Origin of the sequence: Mariprofundus micogutta, assembly GCF_001895085.1 — a bacterium.
Classification (GTDB): Bacteria; Pseudomonadota; Zetaproteobacteria; order Mariprofundales; family Mariprofundaceae; genus Mariprofundus; species Mariprofundus micogutta.
Genome location: NZ_BDFD01000003.1, coordinates 15019 through 39048 on the forward strand (window position 1 = coordinate 15019; position 24030 = coordinate 39048).

The window sequence follows — 24030 nt, forward strand, 5'->3', positions numbered from 1 at the left end:
TCATCGGATTTTCAGGGTGGAAAGCGCCACCAGCGCAAGTAAAATAGAGATAATCCAGAAGCGAACAATGACTTTCGGCTCAGGCCAACCCTTCAATTCATAATGATGATGAATCGGTGCCATACGGAACACACGTTTGCCGGTCATCTTGAAGCTGGCGACCTGCACCATCACCGACACCGCTTCCAGCACAAACAGACCGCCTGCAATTGCCAGCAGGAACTGCTGATGTACGGCACAGGCAACAAATCCGAGTGCGCCGCCAAGCGAAAGCGCTCCCACATCACCCATAAACACCTGTGCCGGATAGGTGTTGAACCACAGAAAACCAAGGCAGGCCCCAACCAGCGCCCCACAAAATACAGCCAGCTCACCGGAGCCGGGTACAAAGGGAATCATCAGATATGCTGCAAACTTGGCGTGACCGGCCAGATAAACAACAACAGCCAGTGAACTTGCAACCATAAAAGTCGGTGCCACCGCCAGACCGTCCAGACCATCGGTCAGATTCACGGCATTGGATGAGCCAACCAGCACAAACACCACAAATACCACATAGAACCAGCCCATATCCCACTGCATGTTAAAGAACGGGATATCGACAATTGGGTCCGTCATCACCCACAGACCTGCCGCTGCAATACTGCCGAACAGGAGCTGCAGCAACAGTTTCCAGCGCCCGGCCAATCCGTTCGGGTTATTTCGCATGATTTTCAGATAATCGTCCAGCCAGCCGATCAGGCCATAACCGAGTGTGACCAACAGTGCCAGCCAGATAAAGCCGTTGGACAGGTCTGCCCAGAGTAAAGTGGTAACAGTTAATGCAATAAGGATCAGCAGGCCACCCATTGTCGGTGTCCCCTGCTTGACCAGATGGGTCTGTGGCCCGTCATTGCGAATAGGCTGACCTTTACCCTGCTGTGATTTCAAATATCTGATGAACCAGGGACCAAAAATCCAGCACAACACAAGAGAGGTCACCAGCGCATAAACGGTACGGAAAGTGATATACTGGAACAGATTGAAGAAGGATACCTGATCAGCCAGCGGATAGAGCAGGTTATACAGCATCAGCAACCTCCTCTTCACACAGAATGTTCACCACGGCTTCCAGTGCCATGGAGCGTGATGCCTTGACCAGCACCGTATCATTTTCGTCAAATGATTTACCTGAAAGTTCGGCAACCGCCTGTTCAGTCGAGGCAAACCATTGTGCATCAGGATGTTTCTCAGCCAGTGGCTGCATACGCGAGCCGATCAGGTACACGGCATCCAGACCTGTAATATCAATCCCCGCATGAGCCTCAAGCGATGATTCTCCCAGCTCGGCCATATCTCCGAGGATGGCGACCCTGCTACCATCGATTGAACGCAGCGTATCAATTGCTGCCTGCATGGATACCGGGTTTGCATTATAGCAATCATCAAGCACCAGTGATCCAGCCCGGCCTTTACACTGACGCATACGCCCTGCTGGTGGCTGCCAAGTGGCCAGCGATGTCACAACATCGGCCAGCGTGACTTTTTCACCCTGATCATTCAGATAACGCAGCATAATAGTGGCTGCAAATGCAATATTTTCCGCCCAGTGGCGAGCAGGTAAGGCAAGCTGCATGGATGTTTGCTGTCCCTGCCAGCTCAACACCAGCTCCTGACCGTTCAACTGCCAATTGACTGCCGTCTCACTCTCAACAGAGATACCTGAGGCTGACAGCTGTATATTGTTTTCTTGCAGCAGTTCAGAAACCCCTTTACCCAGCGCGCACCAGCCATCCTTGCTTGCACCTTGCAAGAGCAGAGCCTTTTCCTGCACCACACCGGCCAGTCCACCCAGGCCTTCCGAGTGCGCGGCTGTGATACCGGTCAGGATAGCAATATCGGGCTCTACAATGGCTGCAAGGCGCTCCATCTCTCCCGCTTCACTGATACCACATTCAATTACAGCGATATCAGCATCAGCGGGAACAGCCAACAACGTCTGCGGCACGCCTATCAGGTTATTCAAATTCGCACGAGTTGCCGCCACTTTCAAACCCAGTGATGTGAAACCGGTCTCCAGTATTGAGCGCAGGCTGGTTTTGCCGTATGAACCGCTGATGGCCACCACAGTAGTGTCCTGCAGCTGCATGCGCCAGGCATGTGCTATATCGCCGAGTGCAACCAGTGTGTCGGCCACTTCCAACTGCTTAACAGCAAGATCTTTCCACAACTTGACGCCCTGAGCATCGCCAATCAAAGCCAGCGCCTTATCAGCAATCGAAGCTGCAAATCTGTGTCCATCGAAGTTAGGGCCACGCAGAGCCAGAAAGGTCTGGCCTGATCTGAAATCACGCGTGTCGGTCACGATAGCTTCAACTTCATCCGGCATAGCACCGTGCCACTGCCCGCCTGTGGCGTGTTGAATATCCAGCCCATTCATGCGCATGCAGACTTCTCCTGACCACTGCTGTCCAGGCCATGTTTAGCATTCAGATGATAGGTGGCTGTATCCGCATCACTCCACGGCACCCGCTTGCCACACACTTCCATATAGGCTTCATGACCTTTTCCGGCAATCACCAGCACATCGCCTTCTTCAAGTGCCTGCACCGCATCATCAATAGCCTGCCCGCGATCCAGCTGCAGATGAACTTCTGCCTTGTAGGGCTGACGCATGCCGAACTCAACTTCAGATGCGATCACAGCAGGCAATTCACCACGCGGATTATCCGAAGTAATCCACACCACATCGGCCAGTTCTGAGGCGATTTCACCCATCTGAGGACGCTTCTCGCGATCGCGTTCGCCACCACAGCCGAAAACCAGAATAAGGCGTTCGCGTGTCAGTTTACGTGCTGCCTGCAGGCAGCGTTCCAACGCTTCCGGCGTATGCGCATAATCAACAAACACCTGTCCATATCCGGCTACGACATCCTGCATGCGTCCCGGAGGTGCTGTCATACCGGTTAGCAGTGCAGGCAACTCTTCGAGCTTAATGTTCTGGGATGTCATCAGCGTCAGTGCAACAGATGCGATATTCTCAGCATGGAAATCACCCAGCGGAATATCCTCAACCACGACTTCATTATCTCCACTACGCAAGCGCAACAGGCCCGGCAGTTCCTGTTCCCAGGCAAGATCAACATCATCACGATAAAGACCATGGCCGTACCAACAGCTGTATTCGGGCGCATTCTTGCGAATATCCGCGTGATCAGCGTTAGCAATCACATTACCGCCAGCACTGGCACAGTCCTGAATAAAACTCGCCTTGACTGCAAGGTATGGCTCATAACCACCGTGATCCTGCAGATGATCATGGCCCATATTGGTCCATATGGCCGTTTTGAAATCCAGGCCGGCAATGCGTTCCTGAACAATGCCGTGCGAAGAAATTTCACACACAACCGAGTGCACATCATCCAGACAGGCCTGAGTCAGCATCGCATGCATGGTAAGCAACGAAGGAGTTGTATTACCGATATCGCGGATATCTTCAGGATTGCGCATCCAGCCCAACGTTCCTGTGCTCCACACAGCCCTGGTCTGCAGACGGCTTAAAGCCTCGCGTAACATCCAGGCCACACTGGTTTTTCCATCGGTGCCGGTCACACCATACAAATGAGCACCGGCCTGCTCGGTATTGAACAGACGCCTGAGCAATGCACCCGCCTGCTGCATAGAATCCAGATACAGGCAGGGAAGTTCAGTTTTCACTGCAAGACCAACACTGATAATTGCCGTGGCTCCCTGTTTCGCAGCTGCATCAGCATATTCACTGGCTGCATCACCGGAACGAGGCAGGCAAAGCATGGCGTAACCCGGCTTGGCATGGCGTGAATCATCACAGATGCCCATGACCAGCAGATCATCTTCTCCAGCCAGATCCAGCTCTCCCAGACCTTCGGCCAGCAGCTTCAGGGAAAACCCCTGAGACAGTTCGCTTGCGTGCGATTGCGCTGTATTACTCATGCAACCACACCTCCACCGCATCACCCTGACTTAAAGCGAGAATATTCGATGGTTTCTGGCGACCCACCCATCCGGAACCGTGCACATGCAGGCGCAAACCTCGCTGCGATGCAAAGCGGCGAACTTCACGCATTGACAGGCCATAAAGCGAGCCATGCTTGAAACTGTCTTCCTCAGCAGCAATTTCCATCGTCTGCCAGTCGCCCTGCTGCTCATACTGAGCGGCAACACCGAGATATGGCAACGCACTTTCGGCCACATGGCGGAATATAGGCGCTGCCACCTGACCACCGTAGTTACTTTTCTGCGGTTCATCGACAACAACAACGATGACCAGCTCAGGCTTGTCCACCGGCGCAAAACCCGAGAACACAGCATTGTACTTGCCCTTGCTGTAACCACCGCGGGCATTTGCTTTCTGTGCCGTACCTGTTTTTCCGGCCACGCGATAACCTACGGGTACAGCTTTCGAACCCGTGCCGTCTTCACTTGTCGCATGCTCAAGCATACTCTTGATCTGAGCCGCAACGGATTGCGACATCACCCGATGCTCAGCAAGCACAGGCTCCTGCATCTGGTCGGCAAACAGTTTTGGAGCAACGTATACTCCCTCATTCGCTAAAACGGAAAAGGCCGCTGCAAGTTGCAACGGCGTAACAGCGATACCCTGTCCGAATGCGATGTTGGCCGTTTCGACTGGCCCCCATCGATCTACTGGAAGGACAATGCCGGGCGATTCTCCACCCAGGCCTGTATTGCTTCGCCTGCCAAAGCCTGCCCGATCCAGCATATCATGCAGTGGCTCCGGTCCGACATCGAGCGCCAGCTTGGCCACCCCGATATTGCTTGATTTTGCAATGACGCCGGTTAAATCCAGCCAGCCTTCCGGGTGGTCATCTTTAATCGTGTAATCAGCCACCTTCATGGCACCCTGTTCACAGTATACAATTGAATCGGCTTGCCATTTGCCGGATGAAATAGCCGCCGCCACTGAAAATGGCTTCAGCACAGAGCCCGGTTCAAACACATCGGTTACTGCCCGGTTGCGCCACTGACCCGGTTTAGCGTGCCGGAAATTGTTCGGGTTATAGCCAGGCCAACTGGCCATGGCGAGAATTGCGCCATCTTTCGGACGCATCACCACCACCGAACCGCCCTTGGCATTCTGATTACGAACACCCTCTGCAAGCGCTGCATAGGCGATACTCTGAATAGTTGCATCAATGGTCAGATTAATTGACTGCCCCGGCACCGGTTCACGCAACCATGAGCCATCCGGCAAGGAGTGCCCGCGTGCATCGCGGCGTACCTGACGCAAACCGGATTCACCGGTTAACAAAGCATTCCATGCGCGTTCAACGCCTTCCAGCCCCTTACCATCAATGCCGACAAAGCCAAGTAGATGTCCGGTTTCAGGGCCCAGCGGCTGATAACGACGCCACTCTTTCTCGTTGCGCACACCCGGAATATTCAGGGCCATCACCCGATCAGCTACTGATGGTGGCACCTGACGGGCCAGCCACACAAAACCTTTACGCTTGGCAAGTTTTTTCTGTACACGTTTTTTCGACAAACCCAGAGCCGACGCCAGCTCCCCCATGCGTTCCGCAGGAACCTCATCAGCCATGGCTGCAATCGATGGGATCTCGACACTTTCCGCCAATGTGCGCCCTTTACTATCAAGAATAGAACCGCGAGGCGCCAGTGCTGTATATTCACGATAACGCTGTTTTTCAGCCAGCGTAGTCAGACGCTCGCTCTGCAGCCATTGCAAATCTACCGCGCGCACCACCAAAAGCAGCAGCCCAAGCAGCAGCAGTCCTGCAACCGCCTCAATACGGCGGCGGACAAAGACCTGTTGCTTATCGCTCACTGGTGAACCACCTGCATCGGTTTGGGCGGAGCCATATCAAGCTCTTCCTGCGCGATTTTACGCAAACGTTCAGGCCGGGTAAGGCTTGCCAGCTCAAGACGTAGCGTGCTTGCCTGCTTCAGCGTCTCCTGCTGCTCCTTATTCACCTGCTGACTTTCCAGTGACAATTCATAGCGCAGATGTGACATCCAGATCTGGCCCGCAGCCAACACACCTGCTGCTGCGGGTACCAACAGCCACGGCTTAACATAAGCCGTCATCATAATCCGGCCCCCATGTAACCAGCTTGCTTTCAGCTTCAGTCAAACGCTGCGCCACACGCATCAGGGATGAACGACTACGCGGATTATGTGCCACCTCATCTTCACTCGGGCGCACCGGCTTCTTCTGCAGCCAGCGCATGGAAGGCATCTTGCCACACACACACATCGGCAACTGTGGCGGGCACTTGCAAGGGTTCACTTGCGTCTCGATCAGATCGCGAATGCGACGATCTTCACCTGAATGAAATGATATTACGGCCAGATGACCACCGGGCTTCAGATGCGACATGGCAGCAGACATGCCTGCATCAATCTGATCCATCTCCTCATTCACCCAGATACGCAGAGCCTGAAAGGTGCGCGTTGCCGGGTGTGCGCCACTATGACGCGCTTTTTTTGGCACAGCATGAAAACAGGCGTTCTCCAGATCAGAAGTCGTTTTCAGCACACCATCATGTTTTGCTTTGAGAATGGCTTTGGCGATACTGCGTGAGTAACGCTCATCGCCGAAGCGATAGATCACATTTGCCAGTTCGGACTCTGAAATGCGCTCCAACCTCTGTGAAAGCGGTTTTCCTTCATTCACATCCATGCGCATATCCAGCGGGCCATTCTTTTGAAATGAAAAACCGCGCGCTGCATTGTCCACCTGTGGTGAGGAAACACCAAGATCGAACCCAATGCCGCTCACCTGATGCCAGCCTCGCTCGTCAAGGATGTCACCCAGCCGGGCAAAGTCAGCATGCACGATGGCAAAGCGGGAGTCCTTCCGTGCCAGCGATTCTCCTTCTGCAACAGCTTCAGTATCGCGGTCGAATGCAAGCAGTCGGCCCTTTTCGGAGAGTCTGGCGAGAAGCTCGCGGCTGTGGCCGCCGCGCCCGAAGGTACAGTCGACATATTGGCCATCGGGATCTGTGATGATTGCTTCGACGAATTCATCCCGGAGTACTGGGATATGTTCGGCATAGTCATGGTCTTCGAACACATCAGAGACCAAGCTCAAAGTCTTGGGCAAGCTCCAATGAGGCCTCAAGCTGCTTGCTCCAGGCTTCTTTGTCCCAAATCTGGAATGTTTCTCCATCCCCAACAAACTGAGCATTACGCACTAATGATGCGTAATCGCGCAGAGCCGGGGAGAGGAGGACCCGGCCCTGGCGATCAGGCAAAAACTCCTGTGCTGAACTGAATACAATATGCTTATAGGCCCGCAACTCTTTACTGGGCTGGGTTGTGCTGATGCGCTTCTGTAAACGTTTCCATTCACGTATGGGATAGGCAACCAGACAACGGTAATGCGGCGTGCGGGTAATAATGATATCACCTTCAGCATGACAGCTTTTCAATACATCACGAAAAGCGGCGGGGATACTTACGCGCCCTTTCTCATCCATATTATTGCTGAACTCGCCTTGAAACATACGTTCTAGACCCTCTCCCGCTTTAGTGGTGTGGGCACTTTACCCACTATTCCCCACCAAATGCCAATCTTGCTCCCCAAACCACCCCTGTCAAGCCCACTTGTCGCCATTTCTTTCTACAGCGGCACAATCAGCCACAAGTATTTATATGATTTACCTTGCTATTTCCCGGTGGGAAATTGTGGGTAGGGTTGAGCACATGGTGGTATTTGATGTTTTGGCAGAATAAATCACTCAATCAGCTTTCTGATGATGAATGGGAATCACTGTGTGATGGCTGTGGTCGCTGCTGCGTGTGGAAATTTGAAGATGAAGACAGCCGGGAAATTCTCTACACCGATATTCGCTGCCAGCTGTTTAATGATGCCACATGCCGCTGCACCGATTATCCGCAGCGTACCACCATTGTTCCGGACTGCCTGGATATACGCAGGCTTTCTGGAGAACAATACCGATGGCTGCCGAAAACCTGTGCCTATCGCCTGCTGCACGAAGGCAAAGTATTGTTCGACTGGCACCCACTGATCTCAGGCGACAGGAACTCAGTACACAAGGCAGGTATATCACTGCAGAAAAAAACGGTTTGTGGAAAAAACTTCAGCGAAGAAGATATCGTGCGCCACATTATCGATCCGGATGAAGCGGATGAATAAACCCTGCCCATGCGGCAGCGGCGATCCTTTTGCCAGCTGTTGTCAGCCCATCATTGCCGGTTCTCCTGCCCCCAGCCCGGAAGCACTGATGCGCTCGCGTTATTCAGCCTATGTGCTGGGTTGTTGGGACTATCTGCGCGAAAGCTGGCATCCGGATACGCGCCCATCAAAAATCACGCCCACCGACACGCACTGGCTCGGCCTAAGCATCGTCAACGCAAAGGCTGATACCGTTGAATTTATCGCCGGTTTCAAGGAGACCTCAAAAATTATGGCACTGCACGAAATCAGCCGCTTTGCCAAACATGATGGTTATTGGCGCTATGTGGATGGTGATTGCGATGTTGCAGAAGCAGGCCGCAACTCACCCTGCCCGTGTGGCAGCGGCCTGAAAACCAAGCGTTGCTGCGGAAAAGATTAAAAGCCTGGCTCCCGGTACAGCACCTGGAGTATCAGGCTGCTTCCACTGCAGGGTCAAACTGCTCGTTCAAATAGCTAATAATATCGTTGGATTCATACAACCAGGTTGTTTTGTCGCCGTCGTCGATACGCAAACATGGCACTTTTACCTGGCCGCCTTCAACCGCAAGTGCCTGGCGATGCTCACTGTCCCGAACCTGTGCATCCCTATATTCAATCGGCACATTCAATCGATGAATGGCTCGACGGGTTTTGATGCAAAAGGGGCAAGCGAAATATTGATAGACTGACATGGATTTTGCTTTTTCGGCCACAGCCAGCTGCTCATCATGCGTGCGCTTGATTTTACGCGGGCGGGTCAGAAAGCTGATGAAGGCCATCAGCCCACCCACACCTTCACGAAATACTTTTAACAACATGGCCTTGAGCATTGGAACCTCTGTATTCAATAGCAGTGATGTGGTGAATATAACGCCAGCTACAGATATAGATACTCAGAAATAGAAGAGCGCCTGTTATCACCATGCATGCGGCTTATATTTGCACTTCATATAAATCATATAGACCAGTCTTACCTTTCAAGTGCGTCTGATGCGACGCAGAGATTTCGATATCACCCTTTATATGCTGATATGCTGATTCTGAAATGAGCAACTGGGAACCGAACGCCTTGTTTGCCTGCTCAATCCTGCTCGCCAAGTTTACAGTATCACCAATCGCCGCAACTTTACTCATTGGCCCTGTGCTAAAATGACCGATAATCGCAGGCCCATGGTTAATCCCAGCCCGCAAACCAAATGAACGACCATACATGCTCATCAGATATTCGTTAAACCTGTCCAACTCTTTGTGCATGGCCCGTACCGTGTGAACAGCATCCAGCACAAGTCCATGCTCTTTTTTACAGGCTCCAAACAGAATCAGCATGCCATCACCTGCCACATCACTAATTACACCACCGTGCTCAGTCACAATAGCATTCATAGTCTGATAATACCGATTGAGCACATGCACCACATCATAAGCAGGTAGTGACTCGGCAAACTCTGTATAATTGGCCAAATCCGTAAACAGAACAGCTACTTCCTTTTCGCGTCCCATCGAATTGTCATTTTGACCAGTCAACTGATCTTTGATGATGCGGGCATCCAGGTCATCAACAGCCAGACGCCGAATTTTTACATCGCCATTCACTCGGGTCTGACAGGCAAGGCGAATCGTTTCCGGCAGCCCCAGTCTGGACCCCATCGCTTGCTCAGCCTCATTTCTTGGCAAACAGTGACTCAGTCCTTCGATGACTTCGACCCTGCACGTTGAACAACGCGCCTTTCCACCACAAACATGTGTATGTTCTATGCCAGCCTTCAGGGATGACTCCAATATGGTTTCCTGAGAAGAAACGCTAAAACGCTTATCGTCGGTTTCTGAATATAAATAGCTCACTGCAACCACCACCCCGTCTGCATGTTCATGGCATACCTGAAGACCACTATATGTATGATTTAAACCCACGACAATAGCTGGATATTGTGTTGCACCATTGGCAGAAATGAAAAGCTGACTATACTACGGGCATGCGACTAATCATGCTTGATACAGAAACCACGGGGCTTTCGCCTCTCAATGGTGATCGCATGGTTGAGATTGGTGCTATTGAAGTACTGGACCGAAAGGTGCTCTCTAGCGATCAACATGTGTTCCACCAGTACATCAACCCTGAACGCGACATTCCGGCTGAAGTGGTGCGTATTCACGGCATCGATAATGCAAAAGTAAAAAATAAACCCACCTTTAAAGAGATTGCACAGGATTTTCTCAACTTCATCGAGGGGGCCACTCTGGTCATCCACAATGCATCATTCGATCTGGGTTTTATTATGCATGAGTTGCGTCTGAACGGTTTTGAAAATATTCAGGATATGCAGGTGATCGACACGCTGGCATTTGCGCGCAAAAAACACCCGCATCAGAGAAACAATCTGGATGCACTGTGTGATCGCTATGATATCGACAGGGGCATGCGTGACCTGCACGGTGCCCTGCTTGACTCGGAGCTGCTAGCTGAGGTTTACCTTGGCATGACCGGTGGACGTCAGTTTTCACTCGGCATGGATATCCCAAGCCTTCCAGCATCAAGCTTTGTGCAGCTGCCGGAACAGTCGCGTGGCCGTGATGAGCAGGCGGAAACAGCCAAAATCATGAAACGTCAGTCACCACCTATTGCCGATGACGAACATGAAGCCCATCTCACCATGATGCAGCGCATTCATGAAGAGAGTGGTGGCAAAACGGTCTGGCATCACCCGGAACTCGCAGAAGCCTCCTGAACGCACCAGCGGGTGTCTTACAATGGCAGTAAAACAGCTTCCCAAGCTGAGAACGAGGGTTCGATTCCCTTCACCCGCTCCATATTTTATGCCAAGCTGAGCCGCAACCACTATGTCATATACTGAATCTAGCAAACGCCATCTGAAACTCAGCAATGCTTCTGCATCCCTGCAAGCAGAGGGCGGAGAAATCGTATTACTTCGGGGAGAAGTTGGCAGCGGCAAAACCAGCTGGTTAAAACGCATGGCTCGCCTTACTGCTCTGCCTGAAGGCATCAACCTTAACGTTGAAGAACCAGTACGCATGTTGTTTGACCAGCAACCACCTGTGTGGTTGGGGCAAACTGTTGGAGAAGAGGTCTGTTTCGGTCTGAAACAACAACCGGACCTTGCAAGCTTAAACAGCTGTCTGCTGCAATGGGGCCTGTCTGACCTGCAAGCTTCCAGCCCGCTGAAACACCTGAATCGTCTACAGGCTATACGCCTGACACTGGCAGGCATGGCATTTGCACAACCTACACTTGTGCTACTGGATGCCCCGACCGACGCATTGTCTGAAAAAGCTGCTACAATGGTATGCAATGATGTCAGTAGCTGGGCAAGGTCGAGCAATACAATCGTGGTCGTTGCCGCTAACCGCTGGCATGATTGGCAGCCCGTAGCATCACAAACATGGATAAGCAGTTCAGCCGATGAACTGCCACAGGTAACAGTTAACAATGAGTGAAATAGTCCAATTTTCCTTTGCTTTAAGCCCGCGTATGCGAGCTTTTATTGAAGTGCGCGATGCTCTGGTCTGCCTCGAGTCAGCCTATGTCACTCAGAACACTTTCTACTGGCTACATTCCGCTTGTGACTTGCGCGCATCCCTGCTCGGTGATCAGGGGCGTAAACATGTCATACCTGAAATCATCGGTTTGTTTCAGGATATGAAAGCCCATCTGAAAAAGCTGGTGGAAGATCTGCCTCATTACTCCGGCAAAGTTCAAACAGCTTGCGACAATATCGATACTCATATCGAAAAACTGCAGGATGGTATGGCTGACGCCTGTAATTTCCTGGCCCGTGATGCTCTGATCAACGCGCACCTGAACAACCAGAAAAAACATGACTGGCTTGGCCATCGCAGCTGCATGCAGCAAAGCCTGAAAGCATTATGGAAAAGTCCGGATGATCGCACTACACCGCTGCACCATGCTCTGGTACCACTGAGTGATGCTGTGAATACGCTGGATAGCATGCTCAATGATTTTGTCAGCTGGAGTAAACATATTGCTCAAGCTGGCGTCGGCCAGATTAGTCCTGAGCGCAAAATATCGTATGGCCTGTTGGTGATCGGTCTGCCGGAAGATGAAGTCGCCCGCGGCATTATTCCTGACATATCAGGAAACCGGCTAGCGATCCGGGTTCGTTTTCAACAGTGGCTTCCCGGCCAGGAACCGAAAGATGTTCACGAAGACCTGCCTTATTCCATGATGCTGATCCCGGTAGGTGCATAATGAAACTCGTGAGTGCCACCGAAATGAAGTTTCGCTGCCCGACATGCAGAAAAGCTGTCGAGCGAACCAGTGATTACTTCCCATTCTGCAGTGATCGCTGCAAAACTACCGATCTGGGCCGCTGGGCTGCCGGTGAATACAGTATCCCCGGTGAAAATGCATATATACCGGATGATTCGGAAGGACATTTCTAGGACAATATCGCCTTAACCTGGATTGGATTTATGCAGCTTATTCTTGCCTCAACATCACCTTACCGTCGCGATCTTCTGCAACGGTTGCAAATTCCATTTGAGCAAGTCGCTCCTGATTTTGAAGAAATAGAAGCAGGTTCACTACCGCCAACTGAACTGGTTCTGCACAACACACTGGGCAAAGCTGAAGCTGTATTCGCCCGATATCCCCACTCAACAGTTATAGCTTCAGATCAAATGGCGGTATGCGGTGATTTGATACTGGGTAAACCGGGTGACACTGAGTCAGCATGTGCACAACTAGCCATGCTTTCCGGAAAAACTGTACAGTTTCTGACCGGTCTTGCCTTGATCAGCCCGAATCAGAAGCGGAATGTGATTGTGCCATTTGCTGTACATTTCCGTGCATTAAGCAAGGCAGAAATCGAAGCCTATGTAGAAAAAGAAAATCCGATTGATTGTGCAGGCAGTTTCAAATCCGAAGGTTTAGGAATTTCTCTCTTAGAACGCCTTGAAGGTGATGACCCTACAGCCCTGATTGGCCTGCCGCTAATACGATTAAGCCAGTGGCTTAAACCACTTGCCAGATAGCCAAAAAAGCCCCCTTGGAGATTACTCTCAACAAGGGGGCTTTATATAAAATTCCTGGCATCGACCTACTCTCCCGTAGCGAACGCTACAGTACCATCGGCGCACCATTCTGCACGAGAGCAGAATGGGACGTGCTTCAGCTCGCCCGCAGGGTGAGGCACATGGATGTGCCGAATCAAAAGAGCTTAACTTTCTATCAAACGCGCCTGCAACAGCCCTTGAATTGCGAGCACAAAAAAGCCCCACCGGAGATTGCTCTCAACGGCGGGGCTTAGTATAAAAATCCTGGCATCGACCTACTCTCCCGTAGCGAACGCTACAGTACCATCGGCGCAAAAGAGCTTAGCTTCTGAGTTCGGGATGGGATCAGGCGTTTCCTCTTCGCTATGGACACCAGGAAACTGGTATCAAGCTGCGTATTCTGTGTAATCAGTTAGTTAACATTCCAATGACTTAACGTTGCATGGTCAAGCCGCACGGGCAATTAGTACAGGTCAGCTCCATGTGTTGCCACACTTCCACACCCTGCCTATCAACGTGGTAGTCTTCCACGGCCCTTTAGGGAGTTTAAAACTCCGGGAGAACTTATCTTGAGGCCGGCTTCCCGCTTAGATGCCTTCAGCGGTTATCCGTTCCAAACGTAGCTACTCTGCAATGCTCTTGGCAGAACAACAGAAACACCAGAGGTTTGTCCATCCCGGTCCTCTCGTACTAAGGACAGATCCTCTCAATTCTCCAACGCCCACGGTAGATAGGGACCGAACTGTCTCACGACGTTCTAAACCCAGCTCACGTACCACTTTAATCGGCGAACAGCCGAACCCTTGGGACCTGCTCCAGCCCCAGGATGTGATGAGCCGACATCGAGGTGCCAAACTCCCCCGTCGATATGAACTCTTGGGGGGAATCAGCCTGTTATCCCCGGCGTACCTTTTATCCGTTGAGCGATGGCTCTTCCACTCGAAACCACCGGATCACTAGAACCGACTTTCGTCCCTGCTCGACTTGTCAGTCTCGCAGTCAGTCACACTTATACTCTTGCGCTCAATGGCTGATTTCCGACCAGCCTGAGTGTAACTTCGCGCGCCTCCGTTACTCTTTAGGAGGCGACCGCCCCAGTCAAACTACCCACCAGACAATGTCCCAAACCCGGATAACGGGCCTTGGTTAGAACCCAAGCATATTCAGGGTGGTATCTCAAAGATGGCTCCCCTACGACTGGCGTCGCAGGTTCAAAGCCTCCCACCTATTCTGCACAAAATATACCTAGATCCAATGTCAAGCTGTAGTAAAGGTGCACGGGGTCTTTCCGTCTAGCCGCGGGTATGCTGCATCTTCACAGCAAGTTCAATTTCGCTGAGTCTCTGGTTGAGACAGTGGGGAAGTCGTTACGCCATTCGTGCAGGTCGGAACTTACCCGACAAGGAATTTCGCTACCTTAGGACCGTTATAGTTACGGCCGCCGTTTACTGGGGCTTCGATTCAGAGCTTCGCCTTGCGGCTAACCCCACCTCTTAACCTTCCAGCACCGGGCAGGCGTCACACCCTATACATCGACTTACGTCTTAGCAGAGTGCTGTGTTTTTAGTAAACAGTCGCTACCCCCTGGTCACTGCAACCCTTTTCTGCTTCACGAGCGAATCGCTACACATACAAAGGGCACCCCTTCTCCCGAAGTTACGGGGCCAATTTGCCGAGTTCCTTAACCAGAGTTATCTCAAGCACCTTAGGCTTCTCGCCTCACCCACCTGTGTCGGTTTACGGTACGGTCAACTTTAGACTGAAGCTTAGAGGATTTTCTTGGAAGCATAGGATCACTGACTTCGTTCGAACCGAAGTAAGAACACGTCATCGTATCTCAGCCTAGTGAGAGCCCGGATTTGCCAAAGCTCTCAGCCTACATACTTGAACCGGGACAACCAAACGCCCGGATCAGCTACCTTTCTCCGTCCCCCCATCGCATCTAAAGTCGGTACAGGAATATTAACCTGTTTCCCATCGACTACGCATTTCTGCCTCGCCTTAGGGGCCGACTAACCCTGCCCTGATTAGCATGGTGCAGGAATCCTTGGGTTTTCGGTGAACGGGTTTTTCACCCGTTTTATCGCTACTTATGCCAACATTCTCACTTCTGATACCTCCACGACTCCTTACAGTATCGCTTCGCAGGCTTACAGAACGCTCTCCTACCGTGCATAAATGCACCCGTAGCTTCGGTGGTATGTTTAGCCCCGTTATATCTTCCGCGCAGACCGACTCGACCAGTGAGCTATTACGCTTTCTTTAAAGGATAGCTGCTTCTAAGCTAACCTCCTGGCTGTTATTGCCTTTCCACTTCGTTTACCACTTAACATACACTTGGGGACCTTAGCTGACGGTCTGGGTTGTATCCCTCTTGACCATGGACGTTAGCATCCAAGGTCTGTCTCCCATGATTGTACTCCTCGGTATTCGGAGTTTGGTTAGGTTTGGTAAGTCTCGCGACCCCCTAGCCCATCCAGTGCTCTACCCCCGAGGGTAAGACATGAGGCGCTACCTAAATAGCTTTCGGAGAGAACCAGCTATTGCCAGGCTTGATTGGCCTTTCACCCCTATTCACAAGTCATCCCGATCGTCTTCAGCCGATGTGGGTTCGGACCTCCACGATGTCTTACCACCGCTTCATCCTGCTCATAAATAGCTCGCCTGGCTTCGGGTCTATGCCCAGTGACTATGGTCGCCCTATTAAGACTCGCTTTCGCTACGGCTTCGTTTAAAAACTTAACCTTGCCACTGAGCCATAAGTCGTTGGCCCATTATACAAAAGGTACGCAGTCACCCTGTCCGAAGACATAGGGCTCCTACTGCTTGTAGGTCCATGGTTTCAGGTCTATTTCACTCCCCTCGACGGGGTACTTTTCACCTTTCCCTCACGGTACTGGTTCACTATCGGTCGCTGAGACGTATTTAGGCTTGGAGAGTGGTCTCCCCAGGTTCAGACAAGGTTTCACGTGTCCCGTCCTACTCAGGATACTACTAGGCTGACTCAGAATTTCGTTTACGGGGCTATCACCCACTACGGCCGCACTTTCCAGAGCGTTCAACTATTCTTTATCAATACCACGTTGTAGTCCTACAACCCCGGTAAGTAAACTTACCGGTTTGGCCTCTTCCCGTTTCGCTCGCCGCTACTCAGGGAATCTCATTTGATTTCTTTTCCTGTGGTTACTAAGATGTTTCAATTCACCACGTTAGCTCTACACACCCTATGTATTCAGATGTGAGTGACTGTCGAAACAGCCGGGTTTCCCCATTCAGATATTTCCGGATCAAAGCTTACTTACCAGCTCCCCGAAACTTTTCGCAGGTAGTCACGTCTTTCATCGCCGCTCAGCGCCAAGGCATCCCCCATGGACCCTTATTCACTTGACCAATGCAACGTTAAAGCATTGGAATGCGACTTTACTTATTGCTACAAATACCAATAAGTAAAATCATAAATCTGATATCCGAAAGGTAAGCGATTACCTCTCATCAGATCGTTTAACTGATTAACAAAATACCAACTTGTAAAGAACAACAACTTTTCGGTTACACCATAAACTGGTGGAGGATAGCGGGATCGAACCGCTGACCTCCTGCGTGCAAGGCAGGCGCTCTCCCAGCTGAGCTAATCCCCCAGTGATGGATGGCTAGACTTAACTATCCTCAACCCGCATCAAATGTATCAGTGAGTGCGTGTCGCCGGTGATATGGTGGGCCCGGGTGGATTCGAACCACCGACCTCACGCTTATCAGGCGTGCGCTCTAACCAACTGAGCTACGGGCCCGTTGTCATACAGAAACAGAGCATGCATCCGCATACCCTGCCTCATAGTGATTTCTATCTGAACTGTGAACGCGCCAGACCTCGACCTTGGGATATATTTCCCTAAAAGGAGGTGATCCATCCGCAGCTTCCGCTACGGATACCTTGTTACGACTTCACCCCAGTTACCGACCACACCGTAGACGCCTGCCTCCCCGAAGGGTTAGCCCGGCGGCTTCTGGTGCAACCAATTCCCATGGTGTGACGGGCGGTGTGTACAAGGCCCGGGAACGTATTCACCGCGGCATGCTGATCCGCGATTACTAGCGATTCCAACTTCATGTAGTCGAGTTGCAGACTACAATCCGAACTGAGATGGCTTTTGACGATTGGCTCCGGGTCACCCCATCGCTTCCTGCTGTAGCCACCATTGTAGCACGTGTGTAGCCCTGGACATAAGGGCCATGATGATTTGACGTCGTCCCCACCTTCCTCCGGTTTGTCACCGGCAGTCTCGCTAGAGTGCCCAACTTAATGATGGCAACTAACAATAGGGGTTGCGCTCGTTGCGGGACTTAACCCAACATCTCACGACACGAGCTGACGACAACCATGCAGCACCTGTCACTTAGCTCCCGAAGGCACTTCTCTATCTCTAGAGAATTCTAAGGATGTCAAACCCAGGTAAGGTTCTTCGCGTTGCGTCGAATTAAACCACATGCTCCACCGCTTGTGCGGGCCCCCGTCAATTCCTTTGAGTTTTAATCTTGCGACCGTACTCCCCAGGCGGTCAACTTATCGCGTTAGCTTCGCCACTGCAGGGGTCGATACCCGCAACGGCTAGTTGACATCGTTTAGGGCGTGGACTACCAGGGTATCTAATCCTGTTTGCTACCCACGCTTTCGATCCTCAGTGTCAGTATTGGTCCAGTAAGCCGCCTTCGCCTCAGGTGTTCCTCCGTATATCTACGCATTTCACTGCTACACACGGAATTCCGCTTACCCCTCCCAAACTCTAGTCTGCCAGTATCGAATGCAGTTCCGGGGTTGAGCCCCGGGATTTCACATCCGACTTAACAAACCACCTACGATCTCTTTACGCCCAGTAAATCCGAACAACGCTTGCACCTTTCGTATTACCGCGGCTGCTGGCACGAAATTAGCCGGTGCTTCTTCTAAAGGTACCGTCAAATCAGAGCGATATTAGCACTCTTCTCTTCTTCCCAATTGAAAGCGGTTTACAACCCGAAGGCCTTCTTCCCGCACGCGGCGTCGCTGCATCAGGCTTTCGCCCATTGTGCAATATTCCCCACTGCTGCCTTCCGTAGAAGTCTGGACCGTGTCTCAGTTCCAGTGTGACTGATCATCCTCTCAAACCAGTTACTGATCATCGCCTTGGTAGGCCATTACCCTACCAACTAGCTAATCAGACGCGGACTCATCTATCAGCGCAAGGCCCGAAGGTCCCCTGCTTTCCTCCGTAGAGATTATGCGGTATTAGCTACGGTTTCCCGTAGTTGTCCCCCACTAATAGGCAGATATCCACGCGTTACTCACCCGTGCGCCACTCGTCAGCTGACCGAAGTCACTGTTACCGTTCGACTTGCATGTGTTAGGCACGCCGCCAGCGTTCGTTCTGAGCCAGGATCAAACTCTCCGAAGAAAGATGATACTTTGTATTACTTGATCCCAGCATTGATCACATAGATCAAACTCAAATATTAAACGTTAACGTTCAAAATAGAACTTGCTTAGTATCAGAGTCTGATCAAACCAATGCTTGGAAAGACCTGACACGTCCACAGTTCAAATAAAAATCACTAATTGTAAAGAACAAAACTATCTTTTCCGCTGCCTGTAAGCTTGCGCTCTCTGGCTGCGGGCGGCGAACTATAGGCCCGCCGTTCGAGGTGTCAACCTCTATCTGAGTCACTCATAACTTGCGTTATACTTGCCTCAAATCACCCTCTCAATACAGTCGCCTGTCTTGCGAGGGCGGCGAACATTATCGTCACAATAATATCCGTCAACTCCTTTCTTACTGACTACTGAATAACCCCAATAAACAGAACAAAAGACCTCCGAAATCAGCAAAGCCGCTTGCGGAGGGCGGCGAACAATAGCGACAGTTTTCGGTGGGTCAACAGATATATTTTTATAATATTTCTCGGCAGTAGAGACCCCAGCAGTAGCAACAAAAATGACTTAAATACATACGACAAATCTTACCAGGGGATTTAGATATACGTTTGGTCTACATATTGCGTTAATTGCAGCACCACACAAATAACCTTTAGCAACTATGAATGTGAATTAGAAGCCGTATTGTCATCACCCTGGGGAAACCTGGACACCATTGAGATGAAGCGATTCATCTTAACTACTGACTACCTCAAACCGTCCATTCAAATATTGAAGTGATCAATAGCTATTTGAAACTTAATTGTGTTCCCTTAAAACTTACCGTTGTTGTTTTTCCATTCGCTGCGAGGCGGAATTGCCTCTGTCGTGTCCCAGTGCTCAACAATTTCCCCTTCCTTTAAGCGGTAGAGATCAAAAAAGGAAGTAGGGGTTTGATTAGTATAACCTTCGCAAATAGATAGAATAAAATTACCCTCTGCTAGAATACGATGGCATTTCTCATATTTGATTGAAATAGAATCATTATTGGAAGCTTGGGACAGAGCGCAGGACAATTCGACCAGATTATCACTAAGGCGCGGATTATGCTCCACATAGTGCTCTTGATTTATGTAGTCTTCCAATTTTTCAAAACGACCTTTAATCAGTGTTTCTTCAACAAATGATTGAATCACAAAACGGTTGCTATCAGTCTTTTCATGATCCACCACTGTGACTTCCCCATCGACCATGGAGTGACCAGAGATATTAGGCCCCTTTCTCTTCTGAATATTATCCCAATGCTCCACAGCATGACCATCTTCAAAGCGAAAGATTTCAAAGCCTATGTTCCGTGTCGCGAAGTCGTACTCAGTGTGGGCGAAAACAAAGTCACCATCTTCAAAAATCCGCACAATATTTACTCTAGGCGATGTTTTAGATAGGCGTTCAAATAACTTTGCCAACCCTTGGTTACCTTCACGGGTCTGAGGGTTATGCTGTATATATTTCTCTTCATTGACTACAGCTACTGATAATGGATCACCAGTTTCAATACCTTTCAATAACTTGCATATCAGTTCTTTTTTATTAGAAGCCATGGTGGAGAGGATGGTAATTGTCACGTAGTTGACTGTCCATTTGAGGCCGGGAACAGTCGATCACTATTATAGGTTCGGGTTGCCAATTCATCCCAGTGGCCTAAACCACTTGCCAGATAGCAAAAAAGCCCCCTTGGAGATTACTCTCAACAAGGGGGCTTTATATAAAATTCCTGGCATCGACCTACTCTCCCGTAGCGAACGCTACAGTACCATCGGCGCACCATTCTGCACGAGAGCAGAATGGGACGTGCTTCAGCTCGCCCGCAGGGTGAGGCACATGGATGTGCCGAATCAAAAGAGCTTAACTTTCTATCAAACGCGCCTGCAACAGCCCTTGAATTGCGAGCACAAAAAAGCCCCACCGGAGATTGCTCTCAACGGCGGGGCTTAGTATAAAAATCCTGGCATCGACCTACTCTCCCGTAGCGAACGCTACAGTACCATCGGCGCAAAAGAGCTTAGCTTCTGAGTTCGGGATGGGATCAGGCGTTTCCTCTTCGCTATGGACACCAGGAAACTGGTATCAAGCTGCGTATTCTGTGTAATCAGTTAGTTAACATTCCAATGACTTAACGTTGCATGGTCAAGCCGCACGGGCAATTAGTACAGGTCAGCTCCATGTGTTGCCACACTTCCACACCCTGCCTATCAACGTGGTAGTCTTCCACGGCCCTTTAGGGAGTTTAAAACTCCGGGAGAACTTATCTTGAGGCCGGCTTCCCGCTTAGATGCCTTCAGCGGTTATCCGTTCCAAACGTAGCTACTCTGCAATGCTCTTGGCAGAACAACAGAAACACCAGAGGTTTGTCCATCCCGGTCCTCTCGTACTAAGGACAGATCCTCTCAATTCTCCAACGCCCACGGTAGATAGGGACCGAACTGTCTCACGACGTTCTAAACCCAGCTCACGTACCACTTTAATCGGCGAACAGCCGAACCCTTGGGACCTGCTCCAGCCCCAGGATGTGATGAGCCGACATCGAGGTGCCAAACTCCCCCGTCGATATGAACTCTTGGGGGGAATCAGCCTGTTATCCCCGGCGTACCTTTTATCCGTTGAGCGATGGCTCTTCCACTCGAAACCACCGGATCACTAGAACCGACTTTCGTCCCTGCTCGACTTGTCAGTCTCGCAGTCAGTCACACTTATACTCTTGCGCTCAATGGCTGATTTCCGACCAGCCTGAGTGTAACTTCGCGCGCCTCCGTTACTCTTTAGGAGGCGACCGCCCCAGTCAAACTACCCACCAGACAATGTCCCAAACCCGGATAACGGGCCTTGGTTAGAACCCAAGCATATTCAGGGTGGTATCTCAAAGATGGCTCCCCTACGACTGGCGTCGCAGGTTCAAAGCCTCCCACCTATTCTGCACAAAATATACCTAGATCCAATGTCAAGCTGTAGTAAAGGTGCACGGGGTCTTTCCGTCTAGCCGCGGGTATGCTGCATCTTCACAGCAAGTTCAATTTCGCTGAGTCTCTGGTTGAGACAGTGGGGAAGTCGTTACGCCATTCGTGCAGGTCGGAACTTACCCGACAAGGAATTTCGCTACCTTAGGACCGTTATAGTTACGGCCGCCGTTTACTGGGGCTTCGATTCAGAGCTTCGCCTTGCGGCTAACCCCACCTCTTAACCTTCCAGCACCGGGCAGGCGTCACACCCTATACATCGACTTACGTCTTAGCAGAGTGCTGTGTTTTTAGTAAACAGTCGCTACCCCCTGGTCACTGCAACCCTTTTCTGCTTCACGAGCGAATCGCTACACATACAAAGGGCACCCCTTCTCCCGAAGTTACGGGGCCAATTTGCCGAGTTCCTTAACCAGAGTTATCTCAAGCACCTTAGGCTTCTCGCCTCACCCACCTGTGTCGGTTTACGGTACGGTCAACTTTAGACTGAAGCTTAGAGGATTTTCTTGGAAGCATAGGATCACTGACTTCGTTCGAACCGAAGTAAGAACACGTCATCGTATCTCAGCCTAGTGAGAGCCCGGATTTGCCAAAGCTCTCAGCCTACATACTTGAACCGGGACAACCAAACGCCCGGATCAGCTACCTTTCTCCGTCCCCCCATCGCATCTAAAGTCGGTACAGGAATATTAACCTGTTTCCCATCGACTACGCATTTCTGCCTCGCCTTAGGGGCCGACTAACCCTGCCCTGATTAGCATGGTGCAGGAATCCTTGGGTTTTCGGTGAACGGGTTTTTCACCCGTTTTATCGCTACTTATGCCAACATTCTCACTTCTGATACCTCCACGACTCCTTACAGTATCGCTTCGCAGGCTTACAGAACGCTCTCCTACCGTGCATAAATGCACCCGTAGCTTCGGTGGTATGTTTAGCCCCGTTATATCTTCCGCGCAGACCGACTCGACCAGTGAGCTATTACGCTTTCTTTAAAGGATAGCTGCTTCTAAGCTAACCTCCTGGCTGTTATTGCCTTTCCACTTCGTTTACCACTTAACATACACTTGGGGACCTTAGCTGACGGTCTGGGTTGTATCCCTCTTGACCATGGACGTTAGCATCCAAGGTCTGTCTCCCATGATTGTACTCCTCGGTATTCGGAGTTTGGTTAGGTTTGGTAAGTCTCGCGACCCCCTAGCCCATCCAGTGCTCTACCCCCGAGGGTAAGACATGAGGCGCTACCTAAATAGCTTTCGGAGAGAACCAGCTATTGCCAGGCTTGATTGGCCTTTCACCCCTATTCACAAGTCATCCCGATCGTCTTCAGCCGATGTGGGTTCGGACCTCCACGATGTCTTACCACCGCTTCATCCTGCTCATAAATAGCTCGCCTGGCTTCGGGTCTATGCCCAGTGACTATGGTCGCCCTATTAAGACTCGCTTTCGCTACGGCTTCGTTTAAAAACTTAACCTTGCCACTGAGCCATAAGTCGTTGGCCCATTATACAAAAGGTACGCAGTCACCCTGTCCGAAGACATAGGGCTCCTACTGCTTGTAGGTCCATGGTTTCAGGTCTATTTCACTCCCCTCGACGGGGTACTTTTCACCTTTCCCTCACGGTACTGGTTCACTATCGGTCGCTGAGACGTATTTAGGCTTGGAGAGTGGTCTCCCCAGGTTCAGACAAGGTTTCACGTGTCCCGTCCTACTCAGGATACTACTAGGCTGACTCAGAATTTCGTTTACGGGGCTATCACCCACTACGGCCGCACTTTCCAGAGCGTTCAACTATTCTTTATCAATACCACGTTGTAGTCCTACAACCCCGGTAAGTAAACTTACCGGTTTGGCCTCTTCCCGTTTCGCTCGCCGCTACTCAGGGAATCTCATTTGATTTCTTTTCCTGTGGTTACTAAGATGTTTCAATTCACCACGTTAGCTCTACACACCCTATGTATTCAGATGTGAGTGACTGTCGAAACAGCCGGGTTTCCCCATTCAGATATTTCCGGATCAAAGCTTACTTACCAGCTCCCCGAAACTTTTCGCAGGTAGTCACGTCTTTCATCGCCGCTCAGCGCCAAGGCATCCCCCATGGACCCTTATTCACTTGACCAATGCAACGTTAAAGCATTGGAATGCGACTTTACTTATTGCTACAAATACCAATAAGTAAAATCATAAATCTGATATCCGAAAGGTAAGCGATTACCTCTCATCAGATCGTTTAACTGATTAACAAAATACCAACTTGTAAAGAACAACAACTTTTCGGTTACACCATAAACTGGTGGAGGATAGCGGGATCGAACCGCTGACCTCCTGCGTGCAAGGCAGGCGCTCTCCCAGCTGAGCTAATCCCCCAGTGATGGATGGCTAGACTTAACTATCCTCAACCCGCATCAAATGTATCAGTGAG

17 protein-coding genes, 4 tRNA genes and 5 rRNA genes are annotated in these 24030 nt (G+C 50.8%); 8 read left to right on the forward strand and 18 right to left on the reverse strand.

The window, feature by feature from the left end; translation table 11 throughout:
* From mraY to mraZ, 7 genes are read right to left on the reverse strand one after another with little or no spacing between them, the layout of a single operon-like run.
* Window positions 1–1071 carry a phospho-N-acetylmuramoyl-pentapeptide-transferase gene (gene mraY, locus MMIC_RS02380; RefSeq protein WP_072658735.1) on the reverse strand — a complete coding sequence of 357 codons (1071 nt, stop codon included), beginning with the start codon at window positions 1069–1071 and terminating at the stop codon, window positions 1–3.
* Window positions 1061–2425 carry a UDP-N-acetylmuramoyl-tripeptide--D-alanyl-D-alanine ligase gene (locus MMIC_RS02385; RefSeq protein WP_072658736.1) on the reverse strand — a complete coding sequence of 455 codons (1365 nt, stop codon included), beginning with the start codon at window positions 2423–2425 and terminating at the stop codon, window positions 1061–1063. Before MMIC_RS02385 ends, mraY begins: the two co-directional genes overlap by 11 nt.
* Complete coding sequence (locus MMIC_RS02390) at window positions 2416–3951, reverse strand: Mur ligase family protein (protein ID WP_072658738.1); 1536 nt, start codon at window positions 3949–3951, stop codon at window positions 2416–2418. The genes MMIC_RS02385 and MMIC_RS02390 overlap by 10 nt, the downstream gene beginning before the upstream one ends.
* Entirely contained in the window at window positions 3944–5824 is a 1881-nt protein-coding gene (locus tag MMIC_RS02395; protein ID WP_072658739.1) for a penicillin-binding transpeptidase domain-containing protein, read from the reverse strand. Before MMIC_RS02395 ends, MMIC_RS02390 begins: the two co-directional genes overlap by 8 nt.
* Window positions 5821–6087, reverse strand: coding sequence for a cell division protein FtsL (gene ftsL, locus MMIC_RS02400; protein WP_227819307.1), 267 nt, complete (start codon window positions 6085–6087; stop codon window positions 5821–5823). Before ftsL ends, MMIC_RS02395 begins: the two co-directional genes overlap by 4 nt.
* On the reverse strand, window positions 6068–7090 hold the full coding sequence (gene rsmH, locus MMIC_RS02405) for a 16S rRNA (cytosine(1402)-N(4))-methyltransferase RsmH (protein WP_227819308.1): 1023 nt from the start codon (window positions 7088–7090) through the stop codon (window positions 6068–6070). Before rsmH ends, ftsL begins: the two co-directional genes overlap by 20 nt.
* Window positions 7074–7505 (reverse strand): division/cell wall cluster transcriptional repressor MraZ, encoded by a 432-nt coding sequence (mraZ, locus tag MMIC_RS02410; RefSeq protein ID WP_072658740.1) that lies wholly within the window; start codon window positions 7503–7505, stop codon window positions 7074–7076. The genes rsmH and mraZ overlap by 17 nt, the downstream gene beginning before the upstream one ends.
* Before the next feature lie 212 nt (window positions 7506–7717).
* On the opposite strand from mraZ, the gene MMIC_RS02415 reads away from it, so the two are divergent.
* Together MMIC_RS02415 and MMIC_RS02420 are read left to right on the forward strand one after the other, a co-directional pair.
* Entirely contained in the window at window positions 7718–8158 is a 441-nt protein-coding gene (locus tag MMIC_RS02415; protein WP_072658742.1) for a YcgN family cysteine cluster protein, read from the forward strand.
* On the forward strand, window positions 8151–8579 hold the full coding sequence (locus tag MMIC_RS02420; protein WP_072658744.1) for a YchJ family protein: 429 nt from the start codon (window positions 8151–8153) through the stop codon (window positions 8577–8579). The genes MMIC_RS02415 and MMIC_RS02420 overlap by 8 nt, the downstream gene beginning before the upstream one ends.
* Before the next feature lie 31 nt (window positions 8580–8610).
* Here the strand turns inward: MMIC_RS02420 and MMIC_RS02425 are convergent, their stop codons facing one another.
* Window positions 8611–8997, reverse strand: a complete 387-nt coding sequence (locus MMIC_RS02425) for a glutaredoxin family protein (RefSeq protein WP_072658951.1) — start codon at window positions 8995–8997, stop codon at window positions 8611–8613.
* Between the two features lie 115 nt (window positions 8998–9112).
* Window positions 9113–10021: an adenylate/guanylate cyclase domain-containing protein gene (locus tag MMIC_RS02430; protein WP_072658953.1), complete on the reverse strand. Its 909-nt coding sequence runs from the start codon at window positions 10019–10021 to the stop codon at window positions 9113–9115.
* 131 nt (window positions 10022–10152) lie between these two features.
* Here MMIC_RS02430 and dnaQ point away from each other — a divergent pair, with 131 nt between their 5' ends.
* The 6 genes from dnaQ to MMIC_RS02460 all read left to right on the forward strand — a co-directional run bounded on the left by dnaQ (window position 10153) and on the right by MMIC_RS02460 (window position 13189).
* On the forward strand, window positions 10153–10905 hold the full coding sequence (dnaQ, locus tag MMIC_RS02435) for a DNA polymerase III subunit epsilon (RefSeq protein WP_072658745.1): 753 nt from the start codon (window positions 10153–10155) through the stop codon (window positions 10903–10905).
* Window positions 10906–10913: 8 nt separating this feature from the next.
* Window positions 10914–10987 (forward strand) — tRNA-Gly (locus MMIC_RS02440).
* 30 nt (window positions 10988–11017) lie between these two features.
* Window positions 11018–11632: an ATP-binding cassette domain-containing protein gene (locus MMIC_RS02445; RefSeq protein WP_072658748.1), complete on the forward strand. Its 615-nt coding sequence runs from the start codon at window positions 11018–11020 to the stop codon at window positions 11630–11632.
* On the forward strand, window positions 11625–12404 hold the full coding sequence (locus tag MMIC_RS02450; RefSeq protein ID WP_072658750.1) for a cell division protein ZapD: 780 nt from the start codon (window positions 11625–11627) through the stop codon (window positions 12402–12404). The genes MMIC_RS02445 and MMIC_RS02450 overlap by 8 nt, the downstream gene beginning before the upstream one ends.
* 8 nt (window positions 12405–12412) lie before the next feature.
* Complete coding sequence (locus MMIC_RS02455) at window positions 12413–12598, forward strand: DNA gyrase inhibitor YacG (protein ID WP_227819310.1); 186 nt, start codon at window positions 12413–12415, stop codon at window positions 12596–12598.
* A 30-nt stretch (window positions 12599–12628) separates the two neighbouring features.
* A complete protein-coding gene (locus tag MMIC_RS02460; RefSeq protein ID WP_072658751.1) occupies window positions 12629–13189 on the forward strand; it encodes a Maf family protein in 561 nt (186 codons plus the stop codon).
* A 283-nt stretch (window positions 13190–13472) separates the two neighbouring features.
* Here MMIC_RS02460 and rrf (MMIC_RS02465) read toward each other — a convergent pair.
* From rrf (MMIC_RS02465) to MMIC_RS02510, 9 genes are all read right to left on the reverse strand, one after another.
* Window positions 13473–13587: ribosomal RNA gene (gene rrf, locus MMIC_RS02465) — 5S ribosomal RNA — on the reverse strand.
* A 65-nt stretch (window positions 13588–13652) separates the two neighbouring features.
* Window positions 13653–16600 (reverse strand): 23S ribosomal RNA (locus MMIC_RS02470).
* A 172-nt stretch (window positions 16601–16772) separates the two neighbouring features.
* Window positions 16773–16848: transfer RNA gene (locus tag MMIC_RS02475), tRNA-Ala, on the reverse strand.
* Window positions 16849–16921: 73 nt separating this feature from the next.
* A tRNA-Ile gene (locus tag MMIC_RS02480) sits at window positions 16922–16998 on the reverse strand.
* A gap of 104 nt (window positions 16999–17102) precedes the next feature.
* Window positions 17103–18639, reverse strand: a 16S ribosomal RNA gene (locus MMIC_RS02485).
* A 790-nt stretch (window positions 18640–19429) separates the two neighbouring features.
* Complete coding sequence (locus tag MMIC_RS02490; protein WP_072658957.1) at window positions 19430–20197, reverse strand: nuclear transport factor 2 family protein; 768 nt, start codon at window positions 20195–20197, stop codon at window positions 19430–19432.
* 402 nt (window positions 20198–20599) lie between these two features.
* Window positions 20600–20714: ribosomal RNA gene (gene rrf / locus MMIC_RS02500) — 5S ribosomal RNA — on the reverse strand.
* A 65-nt stretch (window positions 20715–20779) separates the two neighbouring features.
* Window positions 20780–23727: ribosomal RNA gene (locus MMIC_RS02505) — 23S ribosomal RNA — on the reverse strand.
* The 16S, 23S and 5S rRNA genes sit together here with 3 tRNA genes alongside, the layout of an rRNA operon.
* A 172-nt stretch (window positions 23728–23899) precedes the next feature.
* Window positions 23900–23975, reverse strand: a tRNA-Ala gene (locus MMIC_RS02510).
* Window positions 23976–24030: the final 55 nt, after the last annotated feature.